Source organism: Nocardia asteroides, assembly GCF_900637185.1.
In the GTDB taxonomy this organism is placed as follows: domain Bacteria; phylum Actinomycetota; class Actinomycetes; order Mycobacteriales; family Mycobacteriaceae; genus Nocardia; species Nocardia asteroides.
The window spans coordinates 562,620-585,811 of the sequence record NZ_LR134352.1 but is presented as its reverse complement, the minus strand read 5'-3'; the positions used below and the strand labels follow the sequence as shown (position 1 = coordinate 585,811).

The 23,192-nt window shown below is 69.3% G+C and carries 21 protein-coding genes; 10 read left to right on the top strand and 11 right to left on the bottom strand.

Features of this window, described 5'->3' with window-relative positions:
* Position 1: 1 nt before the first annotated feature.
* The 4 genes from EL493_RS02910 to EL493_RS02890 are packed head-to-tail and all read right to left on the bottom strand — an operon-like array spanning position 2 to position 5,297.
* Positions 2 to 1,243 (bottom strand): CHAT domain-containing protein, encoded by a 1,242-nt coding sequence (locus tag EL493_RS02910; RefSeq protein ID WP_019049955.1) that lies wholly within the window; start codon positions 1,241 to 1,243, stop codon positions 2 to 4.
* Positions 1,240 to 2,754, bottom strand: coding sequence for a tetratricopeptide repeat protein (locus EL493_RS02905; protein ID WP_019049954.1), 1,515 nt, complete (start codon positions 2,752 to 2,754; stop codon positions 1,240 to 1,242). Before EL493_RS02905 ends, EL493_RS02910 begins: the two co-directional genes overlap by 4 nt.
* 57 nt (positions 2,755 to 2,811) lie before the next feature.
* On the bottom strand, positions 2,812 to 3,972 hold the full coding sequence (locus EL493_RS32170; protein WP_019049953.1) for a hypothetical protein: 1,161 nt from the start codon (positions 3,970 to 3,972) through the stop codon (positions 2,812 to 2,814).
* Positions 3,972 to 5,297, bottom strand: a complete 1,326-nt coding sequence (locus tag EL493_RS02890) for a hypothetical protein (RefSeq protein ID WP_019049952.1) — start codon at positions 5,295 to 5,297, stop codon at positions 3,972 to 3,974. The genes EL493_RS32170 and EL493_RS02890 overlap by 1 nt, the downstream gene beginning before the upstream one ends.
* 150 nt (positions 5,298 to 5,447) lie before the next feature.
* Here EL493_RS02890 and EL493_RS02885 point away from each other — a divergent pair, with 150 nt between their 5' ends.
* From EL493_RS02885 to EL493_RS02875, 3 genes are all read left to right on the top strand, one after another.
* Complete coding sequence (locus EL493_RS02885) at positions 5,448 to 5,966, top strand: lipoprotein LpqH (protein WP_019049951.1); 519 nt, start codon at positions 5,448 to 5,450, stop codon at positions 5,964 to 5,966.
* A 38-nt stretch (positions 5,967 to 6,004) separates the two neighbouring features.
* Positions 6,005 to 6,805: a hypothetical protein gene (locus EL493_RS02880; RefSeq protein WP_019049950.1), complete on the top strand. Its 801-nt coding sequence runs from the start codon at positions 6,005 to 6,007 to the stop codon at positions 6,803 to 6,805.
* Positions 6,806 to 6,938: 133 nt separating this feature from the next.
* A complete protein-coding gene (locus EL493_RS02875; RefSeq protein ID WP_019049949.1) occupies positions 6,939 to 9,002 on the top strand; it encodes a PhoX family protein in 2,064 nt (687 codons plus the stop codon).
* Positions 9,003 to 9,074: 72 nt separating this feature from the next.
* Here the strand turns inward: EL493_RS02875 and EL493_RS02870 are convergent, their stop codons facing one another.
* Positions 9,075 to 10,016: a DUF1254 domain-containing protein gene (locus EL493_RS02870; protein ID WP_019049948.1), complete on the bottom strand. Its 942-nt coding sequence runs from the start codon at positions 10,014 to 10,016 to the stop codon at positions 9,075 to 9,077.
* Positions 10,017 to 10,101: 85 nt separating this feature from the next.
* The gene (locus EL493_RS02865) at positions 10,102 to 10,842 is read right to left on the bottom strand and encodes a glycoside hydrolase family 25 protein (RefSeq protein WP_019049947.1); all 741 of its coding nucleotides are present in this window, start codon (positions 10,840 to 10,842) and stop codon (positions 10,102 to 10,104) included.
* Between the two features lie 137 nt (positions 10,843 to 10,979).
* Here EL493_RS02865 and EL493_RS33700 point away from each other — a divergent pair, with 137 nt between their 5' ends.
* Positions 10,980 to 11,660, top strand: coding sequence for a pentapeptide repeat-containing protein (locus tag EL493_RS33700; protein WP_019049946.1), 681 nt, complete (start codon positions 10,980 to 10,982; stop codon positions 11,658 to 11,660).
* A 1-nt stretch (position 11,661) separates the two neighbouring features.
* On the opposite strand, the gene ggh is transcribed toward EL493_RS33700, so the two are convergent.
* Entirely contained in the window at positions 11,662 to 13,002 is a 1,341-nt protein-coding gene (gene ggh / locus EL493_RS02855; RefSeq protein ID WP_019049945.1) for a glucosylglycerate hydrolase, read from the bottom strand.
* A gap of 54 nt (positions 13,003 to 13,056) precedes the next feature.
* Positions 13,057 to 13,560, bottom strand: coding sequence for a DUF6069 family protein (locus EL493_RS02850; RefSeq protein WP_019049944.1), 504 nt, complete (start codon positions 13,558 to 13,560; stop codon positions 13,057 to 13,059).
* A 340-nt stretch (positions 13,561 to 13,900) separates the two neighbouring features.
* Here EL493_RS02850 and EL493_RS02845 point away from each other — a divergent pair, with 340 nt between their 5' ends.
* From EL493_RS02845 to EL493_RS02830, 4 genes are all read left to right on the top strand, one after another.
* Positions 13,901 to 15,238 carry an MFS transporter gene (locus EL493_RS02845; protein WP_019049943.1) on the top strand — a complete coding sequence of 446 codons (1,338 nt, stop codon included), beginning with the start codon at positions 13,901 to 13,903 and terminating at the stop codon, positions 15,236 to 15,238.
* A 50-nt stretch (positions 15,239 to 15,288) separates the two neighbouring features.
* A complete protein-coding gene (locus tag EL493_RS02840) occupies positions 15,289 to 15,579 on the top strand; it encodes a 2OG-Fe(II) oxygenase family protein (protein WP_022566714.1) in 291 nt (96 codons plus the stop codon).
* 37 nt (positions 15,580 to 15,616) lie between these two features.
* Positions 15,617 to 16,306 carry an SDR family oxidoreductase gene (locus EL493_RS02835; RefSeq protein ID WP_019049942.1) on the top strand — a complete coding sequence of 230 codons (690 nt, stop codon included), beginning with the start codon at positions 15,617 to 15,619 and terminating at the stop codon, positions 16,304 to 16,306.
* 249 nt (positions 16,307 to 16,555) lie between these two features.
* Positions 16,556 to 17,341 carry a polysaccharide deacetylase family protein gene (locus EL493_RS02830; RefSeq protein ID WP_019049941.1) on the top strand — a complete coding sequence of 262 codons (786 nt, stop codon included), beginning with the start codon at positions 16,556 to 16,558 and terminating at the stop codon, positions 17,339 to 17,341.
* 141 nt (positions 17,342 to 17,482) lie between these two features.
* Here the strand turns inward: EL493_RS02830 and leuS are convergent, their stop codons facing one another.
* On the bottom strand, positions 17,483 to 20,368 hold the full coding sequence (gene leuS / locus EL493_RS02825; RefSeq protein WP_081723175.1) for a leucine--tRNA ligase: 2,886 nt from the start codon (positions 20,366 to 20,368) through the stop codon (positions 17,483 to 17,485).
* A 120-nt stretch (positions 20,369 to 20,488) separates the two neighbouring features.
* Between leuS and EL493_RS02820 the strand changes: the two genes are divergently transcribed.
* Both EL493_RS02820 and EL493_RS02815 read left to right on the top strand, forming a co-directional pair.
* Positions 20,489 to 20,896: an SdpI family protein gene (locus tag EL493_RS02820; RefSeq protein ID WP_019049939.1), complete on the top strand. Its 408-nt coding sequence runs from the start codon at positions 20,489 to 20,491 to the stop codon at positions 20,894 to 20,896.
* 160 nt (positions 20,897 to 21,056) lie between these two features.
* A complete protein-coding gene (locus tag EL493_RS02815) occupies positions 21,057 to 21,542 on the top strand; it encodes a DUF3558 family protein (RefSeq protein ID WP_074965368.1) in 486 nt (161 codons plus the stop codon).
* A gap of 710 nt (positions 21,543 to 22,252) precedes the next feature.
* On the opposite strand, the gene EL493_RS32165 is transcribed toward EL493_RS02815, so the two are convergent.
* Positions 22,253 to 22,393, bottom strand: coding sequence for a hypothetical protein (locus EL493_RS32165; protein ID WP_155982485.1), 141 nt, complete (start codon positions 22,391 to 22,393; stop codon positions 22,253 to 22,255).
* A 276-nt stretch (positions 22,394 to 22,669) separates the two neighbouring features.
* Positions 22,670 to 23,044, bottom strand: coding sequence for a cupin domain-containing protein (locus tag EL493_RS02795; RefSeq protein WP_019049935.1), 375 nt, complete (start codon positions 23,042 to 23,044; stop codon positions 22,670 to 22,672).
* Positions 23,045 to 23,192: the final 148 nt, after the last annotated feature.

Genomic DNA, 23,192 nt, shown 5'->3' with positions numbered 1-23,192 from the left:
CTCAGTCGGTCACGGTCGCGAACGCCGACCACAGCAGCGGGGCGTTCGCCGGTGACGGCGCCGCTCGCCAGGCGGCGAGTTGTTCGCGTTGCCAGGTCAGCAGGGTGGGGACGGGTGTGGACGAATCGTGCGCGGCGTCCACCGCGCAGACGGCCGCCTGCAACGGGTGTCCCGTGCTGCCGGTGAGGGTGTGGAAGGCGTGGTCGGTGGGCAGCGGCCAGCGCGTCGCCGTCACGAGTTCCGCGCCCGCCGACAGCGCGGCGGTGGTGAGCCCGAGCGCCTCGGTGAAGCGCAGGTCACCGCCGCTCTCGCAGGCGATGAGCGCGACCCGGCTCGGCATCGGCCACAGCTCCCGGCCCGCGGTGGGCGCCGGGTCGATGGTGTGCGTGCCCAGCAGCAGGTCCTTGGCCGAGAGCGGGCGATGGGCGCGAGTCGGCGCGGCCAATCCGCGCGCGTCCGCCGTGCAGCTCAGGTGGAGTTCGGCGTGCTCGCTCTCGCCGGATTCCGGCGGCGGCGCGGTGACGTGCCCGACGTAGACGAGCCGGCTCGCGCCCGCCCGCAGCACGGTCGAGAGCCAGTCGCGGTCGGTGTCGGTGCGCCGGAACAGGTCGACGGGGTCGTCCACGTGCGGGACGAGCCTGCCGTCGTACCGCCGGAAGTGCTGGGCGACCAGGGTTTCCGCGCTGGGCCTGCCGAGCACCGAGCCCAGTTCGGAGTCCGCGCGATAGCCGGGCACCCGGGGATCGAGCACCGCGACGACCGGCAGGTCGGCGGTGTCGGCCCAGCGCCGCACCGCCCGCTCCGGCGCGTTCACCACCGACGCGGGCGCCAGCAGGCTGACGTCGGCGATGTCGAGCAGCCGCAGGTCCGGATCGGGCGCGATGATCTCCCACGGCACCTGGGCCAGTCGCGGTGACGGCTGGATCCGCAGGTGCGGGCGGATGCCGCGCTGGGACAGCTCGTAGAGCTGCACGGCCAGTCCGTACGGCAGCAGAGCCCGCGACAGCGCCTGTGCCAGTTGCCGTTCCGCCTCCGGCGCGGCCAGCGCACCCTCGGTCATGACCCGCTTCAGTTCGGCGGGCCGGGTCGGGTCGGGCACCGCGTCGGCCAGCAGCCGCAGTACCTCGCGAACCTCGTCCCTCGGCAGAACCCCGACGCCGCGGGCGGCCGCGTCGTCGAGCCAGCGCCAGGACACGTACACATCGCCCGCGTCGGCCATCCGGATGACCGCGGTGGGTGTCATAGCGCGATCACCCGCTCGTCGCGGACCGGCCGGGCATAGCGCTGCTCGGCGTAGGAGATGAAGTCCGACAGCACGATTCGACCGTGGTCGGCGAGCCGGGGCGGGGGTGCCACGGGCAGGCCGACCGCCGCCACCACGTCGGCGAGCGCGGCACCGAGTTGCAATGTGGGCGTGGCGACGGGGTTGTCCTCGGGCGCCTCGAACGGCTGGAAGCCGAGGGCAGGCGGCGGCGCCTCCTCGAATGCGCCTGGATCGAGACTCGTTCCGGCGCACTGGGTATCGATCAGGTCGCTCACCAGCTGTCCGTCACCGGCGAGGACGGCGAAGCGGAAGGCCAGGCGCATGGCGGGCTCGGCGACGGCCCGATGCCAGTGCGCCCGCTGATTGCCGTTGGGCAGGGTGTGGCGCACCGCGTCGATGGCGAGGGCCGCCGGGACGGCAAGTCCGACACCGTGCGCGACCAGCTCCGGATCCGGTTGCCCGCCTTCCTCGATGGCGGCGTGCAGTAGTTCCGCGTGCCAGTAGTCCAGCTGGGCGCAGTGCAGGCCCAGCCCGTGCGCCGAGTACACGGCGAAGGCCTCGTCGAGCAGCCGCTCGCTCTCGGCCGCGTCACCGACCGCGAAAGCGACCGTGGCGAGCCGTAATCGGACGTCGGCGGCGTCGAGCACCACGCCGGTGCTGTCGAACCGTTCCAGTGCGCGCAGGTAGTGCTCCCGTGCCTCGGCATGCGCGCCGCGGCCCTCCGCGAGGAAACCCCGGGTCTTGTAGCCGACGCCGGACCAGTGGCCCAGTTCGGCGCCCTCGAAGAACTCCTGGCTCGACCGCAGCGGTTCCTCGGCGTCGTCGTAGCGGCCCGCCCGCACCAGCATGATCGCCAGATTCTGTTGCGCCTCCGCGACGGCGGCTCGATCGCCGGTGGCGGCGAAGGCGGTCATGGCCTGGCGGGCGAAGTCGAAGGCCACGTCGTGGCGGCCGGTCTCGAACGAACTGGCCGCCATGTTCATCAGCGGATGACCGGCCAGCTCCGGGGCGAAACGTTCGGTGACGCCGAAGGATTCGTGCGCGAGCTCGGCCGCGTGCGCCCACTGCTGGCGGTGCAGCGCCACCGCGGTCAGCGACAGCAGGCACGCCACGCGCACCATGCCCTGCTCGGTGGTGTCGACGAGCAGGTCACGGGCCTCCTCCAGGGCCTGCTGGGCGGCGTCGAGCTCACCCAGATGCTGGAGTGCCTGCGACAGGTTGACCAGCGCGGCGGGACGCTGATGGGCCGCGTCGTCGGGCATGACGGCGAGCGCGGTCCGGAACAGGTCCACCGAGCGCCGGTGCTCGCCGAGCTCGTCGGCCATGCTCGCGGCATTGATCAGCGCCGCGCTGCGCAGCCGGGGCGCGGCATCGGCCGCGGCCCGCTCGAAGATGGCCAGCGCGCCCGCGATGTCGCCGCGCTGGTAGGCGGCATATCCGGCGGTGAGCTGGGTGTCGTCCTGATCGGAGGTCTTACCTACCGCCGCCATTCCGGTCTCCTCTCCACAGGTGTCCGACACAGTGCGTTCCGGCGCGGGGCGTTCGCATCAGAAGTCCGAATCGTTCTCGGCGGCCGCTGCTTCGGCGCGCAGCAGTTCCGCGCCCGGAGCCAGCAGTCGGGCACGCGCGAAAGCTCGGATGCGGTGCCGGGATTCGGCCTCGTCGCGCGGATCGGCCGGGCCGACGCCGGGGACGAAGACGTCCACCGAGAGAGCGCCGTCGACGACCTCGGTGAGCTGTGCCGCACCGAGCCACGCGTCACCTCGGTGCCTGAGCGCTACTTCGGTGGCGCTGGATCCGGTGGTCAACCGGGCGTGGGGGCGTAGGTGCGCGTCGACGTCGCGCGGGCTGTCGGGCGCGGCGACCACGCTGATCCGAACTGTCGACACCCCATCCGCCCGCGTCACTTGCCAGGACACCGCCTGATCTCCGGCATCGAGCAGCCCCGGCGGGCACCGCCGCCAATCCCACCCGGTGCTCCCGCGCCCGAGAACGAGCCCACCGGCACCAGCGCCGCCCCCGGCAGCCAAGGCGTAATCGTCCGCACGCCCGCGATTTTCGCGAGTTCCCGACGCCACCGCATCGTCGTCCACAGCACCCGTGCCCGCCTCGACGTTCGTGCCCGAGTCGTCACCGCTGATCGCGCTCGTGCCGGAGCTCGCCTCTGGGTCTGCCCCGAAGTTCGCTGTGCCTGTGTGCGATGCCGCCGAGCGGAGGTCGTATTCCGTACTCGCCATGGAGTTCTCGGACGAGGCGAGGTCGTCGGATGGGTCGGCGATGGCGATCTCGCAGGTTTCGGCGAGCTCGGCGATATCGGTCGCCAGCAGCGCCGGGTCGAGAGCGGGGATGTCGTCGATGGTCGACGCGGGCCACCAGCGGGCGGCCCAGTGCGCGTAGGCGAGACGGCGCAGGGACTCGACGAGTTCCGCGCGCGCGGGCTCGGCGTCGAGTGCGCGCTGTTGCCCGTCGGCGACGGCGAGGGCGACCGACTCCCCGTAGACCGCCCACAGCCAGTCCTGCGCAGCATCGGGATCGTCGAGGACGGCGGCCGGAAGTGTCTGTCCGGCAAGCAGACTCCACGACAGATGCCCGCCGAGTACGTCCAGAACCAGGACGTCGAGGGCGGGGGCGGCGTCGAGCACCGTGGGGGCATCGGGCGGAACCAAGGTGACCAGCCCGGCCGCGCGTTCGAGGCGGATCGTCGTCATCAGCTCGCCCTCGCTTCCGTGTCCGGGTGCTCGGCCATGGCGGTGAGTGCCTGTTTCACCCTGGTCCGGTGGTCCAGGATCACCGAGCGGGCCACCCCGTCGAGGAGATCCCACAGCTCACCGGGCTCGTACACCGGCATCTCCCGCACGTCCCGCCCGTGCAGCCGCACCCACAACCTGCGCAAATACGGCCGCCACGGGGTGCGCAATTCGGCGGCGACGGCGGCCAGCGGACCGGTCGCGCTGTCGGCGACATGCACCGCGTAGCGCCGGGCCTGCAAGACGTACGCCTCGCGCCGCCAGCGGCTGTTCACCACTTCGTGCGCGCGGGAAACGCCGCCTTCCGCGCCGGGGTCACCGGCTCGCGTCTCCTGCCGCTCTGTCGGTGAGAGACCCAGTGCCAGTTCACAACCCGCGGCGGCGGTGACCCGCAGCGACTCGTCGAGCAGGCCCCACGGCGAGCAACTGCGCGAGATCTCCGTGGTGACCAGCTCGGGGATCTCCGGCAGGTCGGACCGGTCGATACTGCCCTGGAGCACGGTGAAGACCCGCTCGTGGACGGTCCGGTCGAACGGCAGCCCGAGGTTGGCGGTCGACGCGGTGGCGCCCAGGCCGGGGCGCTGGGGATGGTTGTGCACAGTCAACCCCAGGTCGTCCGCGCCGCAGGCCGGATGCGTCCGCCACAGCGCGACGCCGCGATGTGTCCCCGCCTTGTCCCCGATCAGCTCGTCGAGCAGCGGACCGGCGTCGGCCGGGTCGCCGTCGCGGGCCAGGGTGCTCGCCTCGAGCAGTTCGATCAGCGCCGCCGCGTGATCGCGCGCGCCGAAGCCGGCGACCGGGCGGCGGTTCCAGGCCAGGTCGAGCAGGGCGGTGAGCTCGGCCGACCGTCCCGGATCGGTTACATGCGCCTTGAGCGCCGAGGTGGTGCGGCCACCGGTGCTGTCGTGGACCTCCCGCAACACCGTCTCCGCGTGCGAGCGCGCGTCCGGGCCGGGCGCGCCGTGCAGCGTCGCCAGCTCGTAGCAGCGCTGGAAGTACAGGTCCTGGGCATTGCCCTCGGTGATGCGCAGTGCCCGGCGCACCTGCTTGAGCACGGTGAACCACTCCGCGCAGGCGCGCAGCACGTCGGAGCGGGCCAGCACCAGCGAGGTCAGCAGGGTGACGCCGTCGGGGGACAGCACGGTGCCCGCGCACAGCGGATGCTGCACCGGCCGGATGACGAGCGGATCCAGGATCAGCTTCACGGTGCGCCGCAACGGGCCGCCCTGTGGGCCGCTGAGGGCGTCGACACCGTCGAGCCCGCGCCACACCTCGTCGAGCACCATGGCGCGGGGTCTTCGCATTCGACCAGGTTAACGGCATATCCGGCGCACAGCGCAGCGAAAAGTTGGGATCGGTAGGGCGCGCGGAATTTCTACCTTTCTCTCAACGGGTCACCGAGAACCGGCCCGCTCAACCGAGAGAACGGAAACACCATGAACACCAAGCTGATCGCCGGCCTCGCCGCTTCCGCCGCCGCCACCGCGCTGTTCGTCACCGGGTGCAGCGACACCGGCAGCAGCTCGACCCCGAGCAGCACCGGCTCCGCCGCCCCGGCCCCGGCCGCGGGCAAGTCCACCGCCAGCGTGGACGGCAAGGAGCTGGCCGCCAAGTTCGACACCACCTGTGCCAAGCAGGGCGGCACCCTCGCCCTGGCACTGACCGACCTGGCCAACGCCACCTACGGCAACTTCTCGGTGAGCGCCTCGGTCGAGGGCGACACCGTCGCGGCGGTGGCCATCGGTGGCAGCCAGGGCGGCGCCAACGGCATGCCCTACGCGGTCGGCTACGGCAACGGCCAGCCCGGCGGCTCGGCCACGCTCGCCAAGGACGGCAACACCTACCGCATCACCGGCGAGGGCGTCGGCGCCCCGGACATGACCAACCCGCTGGCCGGCCCGACCGCGGTGAAGTTCGACATCACCTTCGCCTGCTCCACGATCGTCGGCGCCTGACCCATCGCGACCCGGTCGCATCCATTCGAGGAGGAATTATGAAATCCAAGCTGCGTGCGGCCGCGGTCGCCTTCGGAATCCTGGCCGTCGGTTACTACCTGTACTACGGCATCACCTACACCCCCGACGAGTTCACCGGCTCCATGCTGGGCTGGGTCGGGCCGCAGATGGCGCTGCCGATCATCGCCCTGACCATCGTCCCGATGGTGTTCGCCTTCACCGGCGACGGCATCTTCGAGGCCTTCACCGGCACCAACAGCGGCGCGTTCCGGCAGGGCGAGATCGGCATCGGCACCATCACCTCGTTCCGCCAGACCGGGGTGTCGGTCAACGATCAGCCGCAGGTGCGGATCGAATTCCGGGTCGAGGGCGCGGACGGGAAGGTCTTCGATTCGCACGCCAAGATGATCGTGCCGCTCACCGAGCTGGCACTGCTGCAGCCCGGCGTGGTGCTGCCGGTCCGGTACCTGCCGGGCCGCACCGACAAGGTGGAGGTGGACCGCTCCGGCGACGCCGGCGCCGCGCAGCGGGCGATGAACGAGTCGCTCATCCGCAAGGGCATCACCACCCGCGGCAAGCTCGACATCGCCGAGCGCGGCCTGGCCGCCCAGGCGGTGGTCCGCCGCCTCGACGTCCCCGGCCGCATCCGCGGTGGCTACACCGAGATCGTGCTCGGCCTGGTGGTGACCCGCCCGGACGGCACCACCTTCGAGACCAGCGTGGAGAAGTACCTGCCGCCGTCGGCGATCGGCGCGGTGCAGGTGGGGCGCATCTTGCAGGTGCACTACCTGCCCGGCAACGAGCAGGAGGTGGTGATCTCCCTCCCGGTCAACGCCTGATGACGAACACCGACACTTGAACTCGGCGAGTACACCACTCGCCGAGTTTTGGTCGTGTGTTCATCTTCGCGTTCCCGACGGCTCGTCTGCGCTGCCTACCGTGCGGCGAAGTCCGACCTACTCAGGAGTCACCGTGAGTCCGAAACCGCTCGCCCTGTTCGTCAAGCACGACGGTCAGTCGGCACGCGCCGCCCTGACCTGTGAATACAAGTGCGGCAACGCCTGTTTCCACGAGCCGCCGAACACGTCCGAGGGCGCCTACTTCGGTGACATCGTCAGCGGCCTCAACCGCCGCGGCCTGATCAAGGGCGGCGCCGCCGCCGTCCTCGCCCTCGGTGCGGCGGGCGCGCTGGCCGCCTGCGGCGACGACACCTCGGAGGTCACCTCCAGCCCCGCGCCCACTCCGGCCGGCACCCCCGGCACCGGCACGAACTTCGCCGCCGTCGCGCCGAACAAGGAAGACGCGCTGGTGATCCCGGAGGGTTACGAGCAGCAGGTGGTGCTGCGCTGGGGTGACCCGCTGTTCGCCGACGCGCCCGCCTTCGACTTCGACAAGCAGACCGCGGCCGCGCAGCTGAAGCAGTTCGGCTACAACAACGACTTCGCCGCCCTGCTGCCCATCGAGGGCCAGGCCAACAGCTACCTGCTCGTGGTCAACCACGAGTACACCACCGGCCCGATGATGTTCCGCGGGTACGACAAGGACAAGCCCACCGACGAGCAGATCGCCGTCACCAAGGCGGCGCACGGCATGACCGTGGTGGAGGTGAAGGGCGAGGCGGGCAGCGGCAAGCTCACCCCCGTGTTCGGCAAGTACAACCGCCGCATCACCGCCGACACCGAGTTCACCCTCACCGGCCCGGCCGCGGGCAGCGCGTTCACCGTGACCGGCGCCGACTCATCGGGCACCAAGGTGCTGGGCACCTTCGCCAACTGCGCGGGCGGCGTGACCCCGTGGGGCACAGTGCTGTCCGGCGAGGAGAACTTCAACGGCTATTTCGCCAACGGCGACAAGGCCTCCGACCCACAGGGCCGGGTCAAGCGCTACGGCTTCCCCAAGGGCGGCACCCCCAACCAGTGGGAACGCACCGACAAGCGGTTCGACCTGAGCCAGGAACCCAACGAGGCCAACCGTTTCGGGTATGTCGTCGAGGTGAACCCGTGGGACGCGTCGTCCACGCCGGTCAAGCACTCGGCGATGGGCCGGCTCAAGCACGAGGGCGCGAGCATCTACGTCACCGACAAGGGCGACGTCGTCTCCTACACCGGTGACGACGAGAAGTTCGACTACATGTACAAATTCGTCTCCGCGCGCAAGATGCAGTCGGGCACCGGCGCGTCCGCGATGCGGCACAACATGACCATCCTGGACGCGGGCACCCTCTACGTCGCCAAGCTCACCGGCGACCACGCCGACAAGATCGACGGCAGCGGCACCGTGCCCTCCGACAAGGGTTTCACCGGCAAGGGCCAGTGGATCCCGCTGCTGGAGACCGGCACCGACGGCAAGGGCAAGTCGCTGGTCGAGGGCATGTCGGCCGCCGAGGTCGCGGTGTTCACCCGGCTGGCCGCCGACAAGGTCGGCGCCACCAAGATGGACCGCCCGGAGGACTTCGAGGCCAACCCGTTCACCGGCAAGGTGTACGTGGCGCTGACCAACAACGACAACCGCGCCAAGGACGACAAGCCCGGCGTCGACGAGGCCAACCCGCGCAAGCTGAACAAGAACGGCCAGGTCCTCGAGCTCACCGACAACCACACCGGCACCGACTTCACCTGGTCGCTGCTGCTGGTCTGCGGTGACCCGGCCGCCGCCGACACCTACTTCGCTGGCTTCGACAAGACCAAGGTCAGCCCGATCTCCTGCCCGGACAATCTGGCCTTCGACCCGTATGGCAACCTGTGGATCTCCACCGACGGCAACGCCCTCAAGACCAACGACGGCCTGTTCTCGGTGATCCTCGACGGCGCGAATCGCGGTGAGACCAAGCAGTTCCTCACCGTCCCCAAGGGCGCCGAGACCTGCGGCCCGATCGTCACCGAGCAGCGCGTCATCGTCTCGGTCCAGCACCCCGGCGAGGCCGACGACGCCACCCCCGACAACCCGCAGTCCCACTGGCCCGACGGCGGCACCGCCCAGCCCCGCCCCGCCGTCGCGGTCGTGTGGAAGAAGAACGGCGGCCGCATCGGCGTCTAGCCGACACCCGACCCGCTGATGAAACCGCTACTCGACTGGGCGAGTAGCGGTTTCGTCATCTCCGGCCGTCGGTCAGGCCGGTTCGATCTTCGGCACCTGCCAGTGCGCCAGCTCGTCCAGGCGAGGTCGATACAGGCGGATCAACAGGTTCCAGCCGTCGGGCAGCGGAATGCCGTTGGTGACGCCAGGGCCGGTGGCGCCGAGTTCCACGGTGGTCGATCCGTCGTCGTCGCGCTCGGCGAAGACCGAGTTCACATTGGTGATCCCGCTCGGTCCCGGCTCGAAGTAGCCCGCGCGGTTGTAGACGCTCAACGACCAGAAGGCGTCGGCGGGGACATCGCGAAAGACCATGCGGTACTTGCCCACCGGCAGATCGGGCTGGACGTTGAGGTAGGCGGCCTCGGCGTCGGGCAGGCCGCCCCAGCCCGCGGCGGTGCCGATCAGATGGTGCACCGGGTCCACCTGATCGATGCTGCCGAAGGACCCGGTGAAATCGGCGCTGGTCCTGTTCAGCTCCAGCAGCGCGTTCCTGACCTGTTCGTGGGTGGTGGCGTCGTAGTCGGCGTACTCGAACGGCCGTTGGTTTCCGGCCGTCACGGTCAGCCCGTCCTGGATCCGGTGGACTTCGGCGAGATCGGCGGGGTCGCTCGGATCGAACAGGGTCCGCGCGGCGACGACCACGTAGTCGGTGCCGAACTCGTCGCGGTCGAGGCGGTAGCTGCCGGGCCGGTGGAACACCCGGTTGATGTAGTGGTCCTGGTTGATCACCATCACCGACAGGTAGCGCGCGCCGGCCTCCGGGATGGTCAGGGTGGCCGGTCCGTCGGCGATCGAGGTGACCGCCAGCGAATACAGAGTGTCGCGGTTCTGGCGGATCACCGGCTGCTGGTCCAGGGGCGCGAGTTCCCGGTCGTGGTGGAAGGCGCCGAGTCCGCCGATGATCGGCAACATCCGTTCGATCATCGTGTCGGTCTCGACCCTGGCGAAGTTGTCCACATTCACCGGGATGCTCATTGCCGCTCTCCTTCGGTCGCCGGTCCGTGCTCGCAGACTTCCAGGCCGGGGACCGGGCGGCTTCACCCGAAGCGAATGAAACCGGCTAGCCGCTGCCGGAGCTGGGCATGTTGGCGTAGCGGGCGAAGTCGCCCTGGGCGCCGCTGTAGATGTTGACGTCGGTGCCGCCGCGGATGCCGGGGACGGCGCCACGGTCGGTGGTCTGCCAGAAGGTCCAGGTGGCCCAGTTGCCGGGGACTTCCGGTTCGTCACCACCGCTGTAGTCGGCGATCCACAGGGGGTGGCGGGTGAAGATGCTGGTGTCGGCCATGGCCGTCTTCCAGAAGTGGGGATAGGTGTAGATGATCGGGGTGCGGCCGGTGAGGGTCTGCACCGTGTTCAGGTAGCGCTGGGTCCAGTCGATCAGCGCGTCGGGGGCCAGGCCGCCGGTGGTCTCCAGGTCGAGCACCGGGGGCAGGTCGAGCGGGCCGTTCTGGCCGAGCACCGTCGCCGCGTACAGGGCCGCCTGCGGTTCCGGCGGGATCTCCGGCCGCGCGAAATGGTAGGTGCCGCGCGCCACGCCCGCGGTGCGCATCAGGATGCTGTCGGGGATGAAGTACGGATTGACGTAGTGGATGCCCTCGGTGGCCTTCACCATCGCGAATTGATGCCCGGCCGCGCGGACCGCGTGCCAGTCGATCATCCGGCCGTCCACATGCTGCCAGGACGACACATCGGGCCCGGTCGGCCCGGCCTGCGCGGTGACGGGCACCAGCCCGGCCAACGCCACCAGCGACAGCGCGGTGCAACCTCGGCGAACGGCGGAACTCCAGCGCTCGGTGTCCATGACCCTCGACCGTAGACCCTTGTTACCGCTGTGACCAGTGTTGTTGCTGGGATGTCCGCCGAATGGGCTCCCGACCGGGACCGGTCGGTGGGTGACCGTATGTTGGTCCCGACGACGGCGGACGGGAGTGAGCGACGATGGCGCGCAAGAGTGCGGTGCGGTTCGAACCAGCGGTGGCGAAGGTGGCCCCGGCCCGGTCCGCCGGTCCGGACGACGACCCCGCCGACGACCGCACCGTCGCCGACATCGAATACCGCGGCGCCGACTTCGCCGAACTCCACGCCTACGGCTTCAGCGCCGAGGGCTGCCTGTTCGACAGCGTGCGTTTCCCGAGCACCCTGCGTCAGGCCACCGTCGCCGAATGCGCGCTGCGCGTCTGCGATCTCGCCAATGTCCAGGCCGACGACTCCTCGATGTTCGGGACCGAGATCGCGCACGGCAGGCTCACCGGCCTGTCCTGGACCGCGGGCGTCCTGCGCGACGTGCTCGTCGACTCGACCCGCGCGGACCTGGCCTCCTTCGCCGAATCCCGGCTGCGCACCGTCGTATTCCGCGACTGCGACCTGCGTCAGGCCGATTTCCAGCGCACCGAGTTCCGCAATGTCCGCTTCGAGCGCTGCAACCTCACCGGCGCCCGGTTCAGCGACGCCAGACCGCAGCAGAACCTGCGCTTCGAGGACTGCGACCTCACCGCCGCCGCCGGCCTGACCGCGCTGCGCGGCGCCACCATCCAGGGCGGCGACCTGGAATCGCTGGCCGCCACCCTGGCCCGCGAACTCGGCATCACCGTCGAACCGGCACTCGCCGGCGAGTACTGACTCAGCCCAGCCAGTCGAGAACCGAAGCGGCCGTCCAGGATTGCTGCATGCTGCCCAGCGGCGCGCCGGTGAACGGCTCGTAGTATTCGGCGAAGCTGCCGTCGGCGGCCTGACGCAACCCTTCCGCGCGCAGCATGTACGCGCGCTCGGCCCAGCCCCTGCGGGCGAAGGCCCAGGAGAACAGCCAGCTCATCACCGGCCAGACCGGGCCGCGCCAGTATTCGCGCGGCCGGAAGTCCTTGGACACCGGCGAGGTCGAGGGCGGCAGCGCGTAGCGCAGATCGGGGTGCCCGCAGAAACGCGGCCCCTCGAAGGTGTTCACCAGCGCTCGTTCGGCCGGGCGCGGCAGGCCGCCGGAGAGCAGCGGCGCGAACATGGCCAGCGTCTCGGTGCTGATCCAGCGTTGCAGCCGCACGTCGTAGTCGCGGGCGGCGCCGGTGCGTTCGTCGGCGGTGGCCACCACGCCCTTGCGGAAACGCTCGGCCCAGCCGTGCAGTTCGCGCACATCGGCGTGCGGCTGCTTGTACTCCTCGCCGATGTCGGCCAGCACCTCGCAGGCCAGCGCGAAGATCGCCGAGACGAACACGTCCTCCACGGCGAAACTCATCACCGAGGTGAGCTGGTAGTCGTCGTAGTTGGCGCGACGCATCTGCTCCACCAGCCACAGGTAGCGGTCGTATTCGCGGTCACTGGGCCGCTGCGTGGGATCGGAGATGATCGCGGTGTCGGCGCGCCGGTACGGCGGCAGGTCGGCGCCGGGAATCACATTGGCGTAGGCGCGATCCCAGCGCGGTGAGTTGTCCATCCCGGATTCCCAGCCGTGATACAGCGTGACCCGCCCGGTCTCCTTGGGGTCGCGGGCGTGCGCCAGCCAGCGATGCCAGCGCACCAGATCCGGCCAGCGCCGATTCAGGAATTCCTCGGCGACGGCGCGCGTGGAGCGACCGTGCCTGCGGGAATGGTCGAGGATGCGCTGTACGGCGATGGCGTGCACCGGCGGCTGGGTGATCCCGGAGGTGTCGGGTCCGTCGGGCGCGTTGGCGGCCAGCCTGCGACACTCCCACCGCGCGGGCCCGGGGAAGTATCCGTCGACGCCGTTGGCGAAGACGATGTGCGGGATCATCCCGTTCTTCCACTGCGCCGACAGCAGCGTGTCGAGTTCGACCACCGCGCGCTCCACACTCAGCGGCGCCAGCCCGACCGCGACGAACGCCGCGTCCCAGCTCCACATGTGCGGATAGAGCCGGGGCGCGGCGCTGGTCATGGTGCCCAGGTCGTTGCCGCGCAGAAGGTAGGCGGCGCGGGCCGCGAGCTGCGTGGGGGTGAACCCGGGGTCGGTCATCGTTCTATTCTGCGACCGACCAGGCCGAATGGCATCCCGGCACGGCTGTGACGATCAGTACCCGCCTTGACGCGCGTCGTTCTGTGCCGCCGAACCGACCGAGCTGAGCATGGTGGTGATGCACAGGCCGACGAGCAGGTTGATCACCGCGGTCGCGATCTTGGCGTCCATGTCGGCGACCAGGGTGAACGGCAGGATCACCGCGACGGCGGTGACGAGCAGGCAGATCCAGGTGAAGAAGGTCAGCGGGCTCGGCATGGCCAGCAGCAGCACCATGAGCAGCGCCGTGGCCAGCAGCGCGGCACCGGCGGCGGCCAGCGCGTACGAGGTGGTGGACACCGTGCCGTAGGTGCCTGCGCCCTCGGGCGCGAGGATCGCGATGCCGAGCACCCCGCGCACGAGCATGATCGCCACCACCACGAGCAGCGCCGCGACCACGGCGGTGCCGATCCCGCCTGCCCACAGCTTGCCGATATTGACCTTCGGTGGGGGTTGCTGCTCCTGCCCCTGCGGATACTGCGGGTTCGCTGGTCCGTAGTTGTACCGGGGATCGGTCATGACCCGACGGTACTAGCGTCGACCGCTGATCTGCGCCGAAACGGCGGTGGTGTCGGAATCGTGCCCGCCTGCGGGTGGATTGCCAGATTCGCTCGAGCAGCGCGCGCTCATCGTCGGCCGGTCGAGTTGCCCGCCGAACGCCAGGTGGAAGATCTGGTGAATGGGAGGATTAGCTTGTCTAACGACCGCGCACAGTGCAAGGTCGCCGCATCGCTCGGGGGGGTTGTGAGAGATTGGCAGCGTGGCGCCGGAGTGCCGATCCATGTTCTCGGATCAGGCCTCGGCCAGTCTCGGGAACTGGCCGCCCGCCTTCTGTGGCTGGGAATAGTGGTGCGGAATCGTGTTGAGTCCGAATAAGTCAGGGGCGATCGCGTCGCCGGAATCCGGGGGTCTCGCGAAGACCGGGTTCTTCCGGCTGTGGATCGGCGAGGCCTCGTCGCTGGCCGGTAGTCAGATATCGGCGCTCGCGCTACCGCTGATCGCACTCACGCTGCTGGATGCGAGCCGCAGCGAGATGACCTTGATCGCGCTTTCCGAGTCGATCGCGGTGGTTGCTTTCAGTCTCGGGGCCGGTGCGATCGCGGACAAGAGGGAAAGCATCGCGGTGATGCTGTGGTCGAACTGGGCCAGGCTCGGGTTGGTGGCCGCGGTACCGATCCTCTATGTCCTCGACCTCCTGAAACTGTGGATGTTGATCGTCGTCATGATCGCGGCAGCAGGATTCACCTTGCTGTTCGACAGCGCGATGTCGCGCTACATACCCGAGCTGGTGCCCAAGGAACTGCTTATTCGGGGGAACTCCTGGATGCAGTCCACGCAAGCGACCGGCGAGGTCGGCGGGCCCACCTTGTCCGGCGCCATTGTCGGGGTGATCGGTGCTCCGGCTGCGATGATCGCGGACGCGATCTCCTATCTGGTGAGCTGTGTAACGCTGCGGAGCCTGCCAAGGCACCGACCGGTGGCGAATGCCGACGAGACGGGAAATTCTGTCACCAGGGGTTTCGTCAACGTGTGGCGGTCGCGGCCCTTGCGCATGACGACTTTCGCAGCAGCGCACTTCAACTTCTTCTCGAGTCTGTTCTTCGCCCTCTATCTTCTTTTTCTGGTTCGCGATCTCGGCTACTCGCCGCTTGTAGTCGGACTGGTGTACACCACCGGCGGAGTCGGTGGGCTGGTGGGCGCCGCGATCTCGGAACACGCTGTGCGAGTGTTCGGCAAGGGGACCACCTTGGCCGCCACTTTCACTCTTCCCGGTGTGGTGGCCTTTATGTTGCCGATGTCGACGAACGCGTCGACATCGACGGTCGCATCGGTGGTGTTCGCCGGTGCTTTCGTGTGGTCCGCGTCGGTGGTCGTCAACGTGACGATCTGCGAGACGCTGAAGCAGACTCTGGTGCCATCCCATGAAATCGGCCGCACCACTTCGGCGGTCCGCTTCATGAGTTGGGGCATCGAGATCCTAGGTACCGGGCTTGCGGCGCTACTCGTCGCGGCCGACGCAGCGATCAGCACATTGATGAAGGTCGGGGCCTTCGGTGTGGCGCTCTCCGGAGCGTGGATCATCGTGACCAGATCCGCCTTCCTCGATGACATGGCGGCCCCGAGCGGGGAATCGGGTGCCGCAGTTCCTATAGCCGGATTGGATGACAACGATGAAAGAAGCACTCACAAACCCTGATCTGACCCGGGCCGACGCGCTCGATCTGCGCCGGCGGATCATCGACCAGGTTGTTTCACCGCCCGTACCGAGCGGGCCACTATCTGCGTCGGCACTCGGACACCTATGAGGATCGCGTATTCGGATTGGTCTTCTTCATCTCCGATTCCTGGCAACACCGCGACGGTGGCCAGTTGGTTGTCGAATACCCGGATGGGCGTGTGGATGTGCTCGATCCTGAGCCTGCAACGGTAGTGGCCCTGCCTATCGCGCCGGGCTATTGGCACATGGTGGCCGAAGTGAGCGACACCGACTGGGTGAGGCATTCGGTGGCAGCCCATTTCGGGGTGGAACCACGGTAGTACCTCCCCGCATGCGGGCATGCCTATGGTGGGACGTATGACGGTGACCAGTACTCCCGCCCCGACCGCCCTCGTCACCGGTGCGAGCCGTGGCCTCGGCGCGGCGATCGCCCGTGATCTCGCGCCGACGCATGAGCTGCTGCTCGGTGCCAGCTCGGGCGACTCGCTCGGTCCGATCCTGGCCGAACTGCCCACCGCCACCGGCTGGCCGGTGCCGCTCACCGACTATCCGGCTGTCGCCGCGGCGGCCGCGCGGATCGAGCGGCTCGACGTGCTGGTGCACAACGCGGGTGTCGCCGACCTCGGCACCGTCGCGGAGTCCTCGTTGCAGCAGTGGCGTTCCACGCTCGAGGTGAATCTGATCGCGGTCGCCGAGCTGACCCGCCTGCTGCTGCCCGCCCTGCGCGCGGCGAACGGGCATGTGGTGCTGATCAATTCGGGGGCGGGCCTGCGGGCCAATCCCGGCTGGGGTTCGTACGCGGCGAGCAAGTTCGGGCTGCGCGCCTTCGCCGACGCGTTGCGGCTGGAGGAGCCCGCGCTGCGGGTGACCTCGATCTTCCCGGGCCGGATCGACACCGATATGCAGCGCGCGATCGTCGCCGACGAGGGTCGCGAGTACCGGCCCGAGGAATTCCTCACCGCCGAGACGGTGGCGCGCGCGGTCCGCACCGCGATCGACACCCCGGTCGACGGGCATCCCACCGAGATCGTGCTGCGCCCACGCTGAACAGGACCGATGTCGGCGGTGCGTGATGTGGATCAGGGTGCGGCCGACCCCACGCGGAAGCGCTCTGTTCGGTAGCCTCCCTACTCGGTGAACAGCGCGGCCGGGGGTCGCCGCCGGAGTTCGCCCGACTGTGCCCGCCGGTTCAGCTCCGCGCCGGATGCGGTGGGTACGGTCTCGCTGATCGAGTCGTGCCCGGCCCTGGGTGCACCTGTTCCGAGTAGGGGTTGTCGCAAAGTGGATAGACGTCGAATGCTGGCGTTGCTGGCCGCGGGTACCGCCGTGGCGCTGACCGGCTGCGCGACCGCCGAGGGTGAGGCGGTCGGGTCCGGCTCCGGCGGGGAGATTCCCACGCCGCCCGCGCCCGCCCCGGTGACACCGCGGCTGCCGCCCCCGCCCGGCGGGCCGAAGACGCTCATCCCCACCAAGACCATCACCGCCCTGCCCGGCCCCGGCTCGAGCATGGCCCTCACGGTCGACGACGGCGCCAGCCCCGAGGTGGTCGGCGCCTACGTGAAGTGGGCCAAGGACACCGGCGCCCGCTTCACCTTCTTCGTCACCGGCTACTACGAGTCCTGGACGATCCACCGGGACGCGATGCGTCCGCTGGTGGAGTCCGGCCAGATCCAGCTCGGCAACCACACCTGGGACCACGCCGCGCTCACCAAGATCAGCGAGAGTGCCGTCGCCGACCAGCTCGGCCGCACGAAGACCTTCCTGCGCGACAACTTCGGCGTCGACGGCACCCCGTACTACCGTCCGCCGTTCGGTTATCACAACGCCACGGTCGACAAGATCGCCGCCGACCTCGGTTACACGGTGCCCACCATGTGGTACGGCTCGCTGTCGGACTCGGGCCTGATCACCGAGGACTACCTGCTCGAGTGCGCCCGCAAGTACTTCGCGGCCCAGACCATCGTCATCGGCCACGCGAACTTCCCGCCGGTCACTCACTGCTACGGACAGCTGGTCGACATCATCCGGGAACGCAACCTGTCCCTGGTCACGCTCGACGACGTGCTGCAGGTGGCGGTTTGACACCCATGTGCAGGCGAGAACTGGTCTCGCCTGCACATGGGTAACTCCTCGGCCACGTCCCGCCGGCCACGCACTCGACGCAGGACCTGTACGAGAACGTCGCGCTACCGGACTGGTATGGCCTGAGGCGCGGAGAGGCGGTCAAGGCACGATGTTCACCATCTTGCCCGGGACGACGATCACCTTGCGCGGAGCCGCACCCTCGAGCAGCGCGACGATCTTCTCGTCGGCCAGCGCCGCCGCCTCGATCGCGGCCGGATCGGCGTCGGCGGGCACCTGGATCCGGCTGCGCACCTTGCCCTTCACCTGGATCGGGTACTCCACCGAGTCGGCCACCAGCAGCGCCGGATCGGCGATCGGGAACGGCCCGTGCGCCAGGGAAGTGGTGTGCCCCAGGCGTTCCCACAGTTCCTCGGCGATGTGCGGTGCCAGCGGCGCCAGCATCAGCACCAGGGGCTCCACGGCGGCACGCGGGGCGCCGTCGGGGTAGTTCTTGGTGAGGTGATTGGTCAGCTCGATCAGCTTGGCGCCCGCGGTGTTGTCGCGCAGCGCGGCCAGATCCTCGTCGACGCCGGCGATGGTGCGGTGCACCAGGCGCAGCGTCTCGTCCGAGGGCGCCGCGTCGGACGCCTTCACCGCGCCGGTCTCCTCGTCGATCGCCAGGCGCCACACCCGCTGCAGGAAGCGGTGCGCGCCGACGACGTCCTTGGTCGCCCACGGACGCGAGGTGTCCAGCGGACCCATCGACATCTCGTAGAACCGGAAGGTGTCGGCGCCGTACAGATCGCACATCTCGTCGGGCGAGATGGCGTTCTTCAGCGACTTGCCGATCTTGCCGTACTCCTGGTTCACCGCGATCTCGACGCCGTCGGCGCCGGTCCAGAAGAACTGCCCGTCGCGCTCGACGACCTCGGCGGCGGGCACGTACGCGCCGCGCTCGTCGGTGTAGGCGTAACCCTGCACGTAGCCCTGGTTGTAGAGGCGGCGGTAGGGCTCGCTGCCGGACACGTCACCCAGGTCGAACAGCACCTTCTGCCAGAACCGCGCGTACAGCAGGTGCAGCACGGCGTGCTCGACACCGCCGACGTAGAGGTCCACGCCGCCCGGATCGTTCGGCCCGTGCTCGGCCGTGCGCGGGCCCAGCCAGTACTTCTCGTTCTCCTCGGCGCAGAACGTCTCGGTATTGGTCGGGTCGGCGTAGCGCAGCTGGTACCAGGAGCTGCCCGCCCAGTTGGGCATGACATTGGTGTCGCGGCGGTACTTCTTGGGCCCGTCGCCCAGGTCCAGTTCCACGTTCACCCAGTCGGTGGCCTTGGCCAGCGGCGGGGACGGCTCGGAGTTCGCGTCGTCGGGGTCGAAGGTGACCGGTGCGAAGTCTTCCATCTCCGGCAGCTCGACCGGCAGCATCGACTCCGGCAGCGCGTGCGCCACACCCTGCTCGTCGTAGACGATGGGGAACGGCTCGCCCCAGTAGCGCTGGCGGGCGAACAGCCAGTCGCGCAGCTTGTACTGGACGGTGCCGGTGCCGTGGCCCTCGGCCTCCAGGTGACCGATCATGGTGGCCTTGGCCTCGTCGACCGGCAGGCCGTTCAGGAAGCCGGAATTCACCAGCTCGCCGTCGCCGGAGTAGGCGGCCTCGGTGACGTCGCCACCGGAGATCACCTCGACGATCGGCAGGCCCAGCGCGGTCGCGAAGTCCCAGTCGCGCGCGTCGTGCCCGGGCACCGCCATGATCGCGCCGGTGCCGTAGCCGCTCAGCACGTAGTCGGCGATGAACACCGGCACCTGCGCGCCGTCGGCCGGGTTGGTGGCGTAGGAGCCGAGGAAGACGCCGGTCTTCTCCTTGTTCTCCTGGCGCTCCAGATCGGTCTTGGCGGCGATCGACTTGCGGTAGGCGGCGACGGCCTCGGCCGGGGTCGCCGCGCCGCCGTTGGTCCAGCCGTCCAACGTCTCGGCGGGCCAGGCCGCGGCGGTCAGCTTGTCGACCAGTTCGTGCTCGGGGGCCAGCACCACGTAGGTGGCGCCGAACAGGGTGTCGGGGCGGGTGGTGAAGACTTCCAGCGTCTCGCCGTCGGCCTGGAACCGCACCTGCGCGCCGCGCGAACGGCCGATCCAGTTGCGCTGCATGGATTTCACGTTGTCCGGCCAGTCCAGCGTGTCCAGGTCGTCGACCAGGCGGTCGGCGTAGGCGGTGATCCGCATCATCCACTGCCACATCCGCTTACGGAACACCGGGAAGTTCCCGCGCTCGCTGCGGCCGTCGGCGGTGACCTCTTCGTTGGACAGCACCGTGCCCAGGCCGGGGCACCAGTTCACGATCGAATCCGACTGGTACACCAGACGATACGAGTCGATCAGCGCGCCGCGCTCGGTCGCCGACAGCGCGTTCCAGTCGCCGCCGTCCGGCACGGGACGCGCGCCGGTGGCGAACTGCTCTTCCAGCTCGGCGATCGGGCGGGCCCGGCCCGCCTCCTGGTCGTACCAGGCGTTGTAGATGCGCAGGAAGATCCACTGCGTCCACCGGTAGTACTCCGGGTCGGTGGTGGCGAAGGAGCGCCGCGGGTCGTGGCCCAGACCCAGCCGGTCCAGCTGACGCTGCATCGTGGCGATGTTCGACTCGGTGGTCACCCGCGGGTGCGCGCCGGTCTGCACCGCGTACTGCTCGGCGGGCAGGCCGAAGGCGTCGTAGCCCAGCGCGTGCAGCACGTTGCGACCGTGCATGCGGTGGTAGCGGCCGAAGACGTCGGTCGCGATGTAGCCCAGCGGGTGGCCGACGTGCAGGCCCGCGCCCGAGGGGAACGGGAACATGTCCTGGATGAACAGCTTGTCGGCAGGTGTCTCACCCGCGAGCGGGCCGACCGGGTTGGGCGCGTGGAAGGTGCCGCGCTCGGTCCAGTTCTGCTGCCAGCGCCGCTCGATCCGCCCAGCCAGCTCGGCGTTGTACCGGTGCTGAGGTACGTCACTCTCGGTTGCACGAGTGTCCTGCACGGTCCTGCCTTCTTGTTCTCGCCGATCCCCGGTAAACATCGTCTAACAGGGTAGAACGTCGACGCCACGCGATTTCGGACGGGCACTGCGGTGTGTGGGCGGTCACCTCGGCGGGGAGCGCTCGACCTGGCCCGGACGGCGGTGCGCTAGCCTGCAGGAATGGTCGTCGTCGCTTCCCTGCTGTTCGCGCTGGCCGCGGTCGCCATCGTGACCGGTGTGCTCGGGCTGATCGGCAAACTGCCCCGCAACCGCTTCCTCGGTGTCACCACCGAGGCCGCCCTGCACAGCGACGACAACTTCCGCATCGCCAACCGCATCGCCGCCCCCACCTCGGTCGGCGCGGGCGCCCTGCTGTTCGCCGGTGGCCTCGTCGTCCTGGTCGCGGGCGGCCTGCCCGCCCTCGGCGTCGCCGTCGCGGTGGCCCTCATCGCCATCTTCACCCTCGGCGCCGGCGCCAACGCCGCGGCCCGCGCCGTCGAACCCCTCCTCCCGCCCGCCCCCGTCGGCGGCTGCGGTTCCTCCTGCGGCGGCTGCTCCCTCCGCGACACCTGCGCCCCCGCCAACTGACCTTCGCCCGTTCTCACCCCCGAGGTGGACATTTCAGGCATCACGCCTATCCGCGGACGCACACGCTCACCGGGCTGGTGCAGAAGCCTGGCGACATGACCTACTACGTCACCGGAAAGCCGGCGAAGTAACCATGATCGGTATAGCGCGGGTGGTGGGTGTGACGGTCCTGGTGGGTGTGGCGGTAGGCGGCTGCGGGAAAGATACAGCACCGCCGCCGGATACCACCTCTACGCAATATATGTTCGACAATGTCTTCAATCCCTGTCGGCAGATGCCGGAGAGTCTCCTGGCCGCACACGAGCTGGCCAAGGATCCGGAAGGGTTGACGTCTCCGGTCGAGAGCTACGCGGCAATCGGGTGCTCGTACTCAGGTCCGGCTGTCGATCTCACGGTGCAGGTGAGCAACGCGCCCTTGCCTGAGCTCGGGCGGGAGTCCCCGCATTCTTTCACTCCCACCCAGGTCGGCGAGCGTCGCGCGAGAATCCTCTCCCTCCCGCTGGAACGGCGTTTCTGTCGCCTCGACGTCGAGATCACCGGCGGCATACTGGCACTCGGTGCGAGCGGCGATCCCACCGGCGAGCCATGTAAACCGTTGCGGGCCTTGGCGGAGGAACTGGTGCCACTGCTGCCAACCGGGGTCTAGTGCGGCAGGACGGCGTGGTTCTTCGATGGTGGGGTGGGGATAGGTTCTGGGGGCAGGCTGATGTCGGTGGGGGCTGGTACAACAGTGCGAGAGGTTCGATTCTGGGGGACTCATGAAGAGTGTTGTCGCGGCGTTCTTTCTCGCGTTTGTCGGGCTTATCGCTACTGATTTCTCTGTGCCGGTGGGGCTTTCGCTGATTGGTGCGGCGGTGGTGGTGCTTGTCGTGATCGGGGTGCGGAATCGTCCTCGCAGGGTTGTGCGGCGGGGGCAGGCGGCTCGGTGGGAGTGGGGGGCGGCGGCCGGTGGGCTGGGCGGTGCGTCGGCGACGTTGCGGAAGCTTCGGCATGACAGTGGTGGGGACAGTGACGGGGATGGGGACGGTGGGGGTGGTTGCGGTGGGGGTGGCGGCTGCGGCGGAGGTGGTGGTGGGGAGTGACGGCCGCAGGGCGATGACAAGGTCTTCGTAAGGGGCTGTGGATAACGTCGGAATCGACACAGACGCTCGAAAAGGAGCATGCCATGGTCGATTTCATTGTGACGTTGCTGGCGATCGTCGTCGGACTCGTCGTGGTGGTGGGGTTCGTCTTGGTTCCGGTGTTGATCGTGTTGGCGATCGTCCGGGCCGTGTCCGGGAACGGGGGGAGCCGGTCCGGGCAGCGGCGTCGGCGGTCGGGGGCGTGGAGTTCGGCGGGGGCCTACGGTTCCACCGGCTACAGCGGGTCGAGCAGTTGCGATTCCGGGTGGAGCAGCGGTTGCGGTGGGGGAAGCAGCAGCAGTTGCGGCGGGGGTGGCAGCAGCGGTTGCGGTGGCGGGGGCTGCTGATTCGGATCGGGAACGTGGGGAGGAATCATCGTGGAAACGTTCGTATTGCTTATCGCTCCGGTGGCACTGCTCGGGGTCATCCTGATGTTGCTGGGCGGGGCGTCGCAGCCGAACCAACGGCAGCGGCGCGGGTCGGGAAGCGACAGCTCGTGGGACAGCGGCAGCGCCTGGTCGGGCGGAAGTGACTCCGGGTCGAGCAGTTGGAGCAGTTGCGGCAGCGGCAGCTCCAGTAGTTGTGGTGGGGGCAGTTCCAGCAGCTGCGGCGGGGGGAGCTCGAGCAGTTGTGGTGGGGGCGGCAGCTGAGTTCAGCTGGGGGTGACGTGGTGGGAGAGGGGACTGCCCGCCGGGTTGACGTACAGGACCAGGATGCGGACCTCGGTGGAACCGAGGTTGCGGGCGACGTGGGCGTTGCGGGGGCCGCTCGGTTCGCGGAACAGGTGCCAGCGGGGGTAGCGGGCGGGGCCGCGTTCCAGGTAGGGGTGGTCCAGGGTGCCGCGGGTGACCAGGACGAACAGGGTTCCGTCGTGGTAGTGCCAGCCGCTGGTTCCGCCGGGGGCGATGCGGGTCCGGCGGACCACGATGTCGTGGTCCGCCAGCCGCAGGCGCAGCAGGGTCCGGCTGGCGGTGCCGACCGCCGGCGCGGGGTTGGGCTGGAAGGGACGGGCTCGCCACCAGGTCATCCGGTCATCGAACCACCCCTCCCGCCGATGTCACCGCAGACCGGCCCGGACCGTCCATGCCAGCGCAGGCTGGCCCTGCCTCCCCGACCAGCGCTGATCGCCCGGGCTGCCGGATCAGCGCAAAGCCGCCCGGTCCGCCGGACCAGCG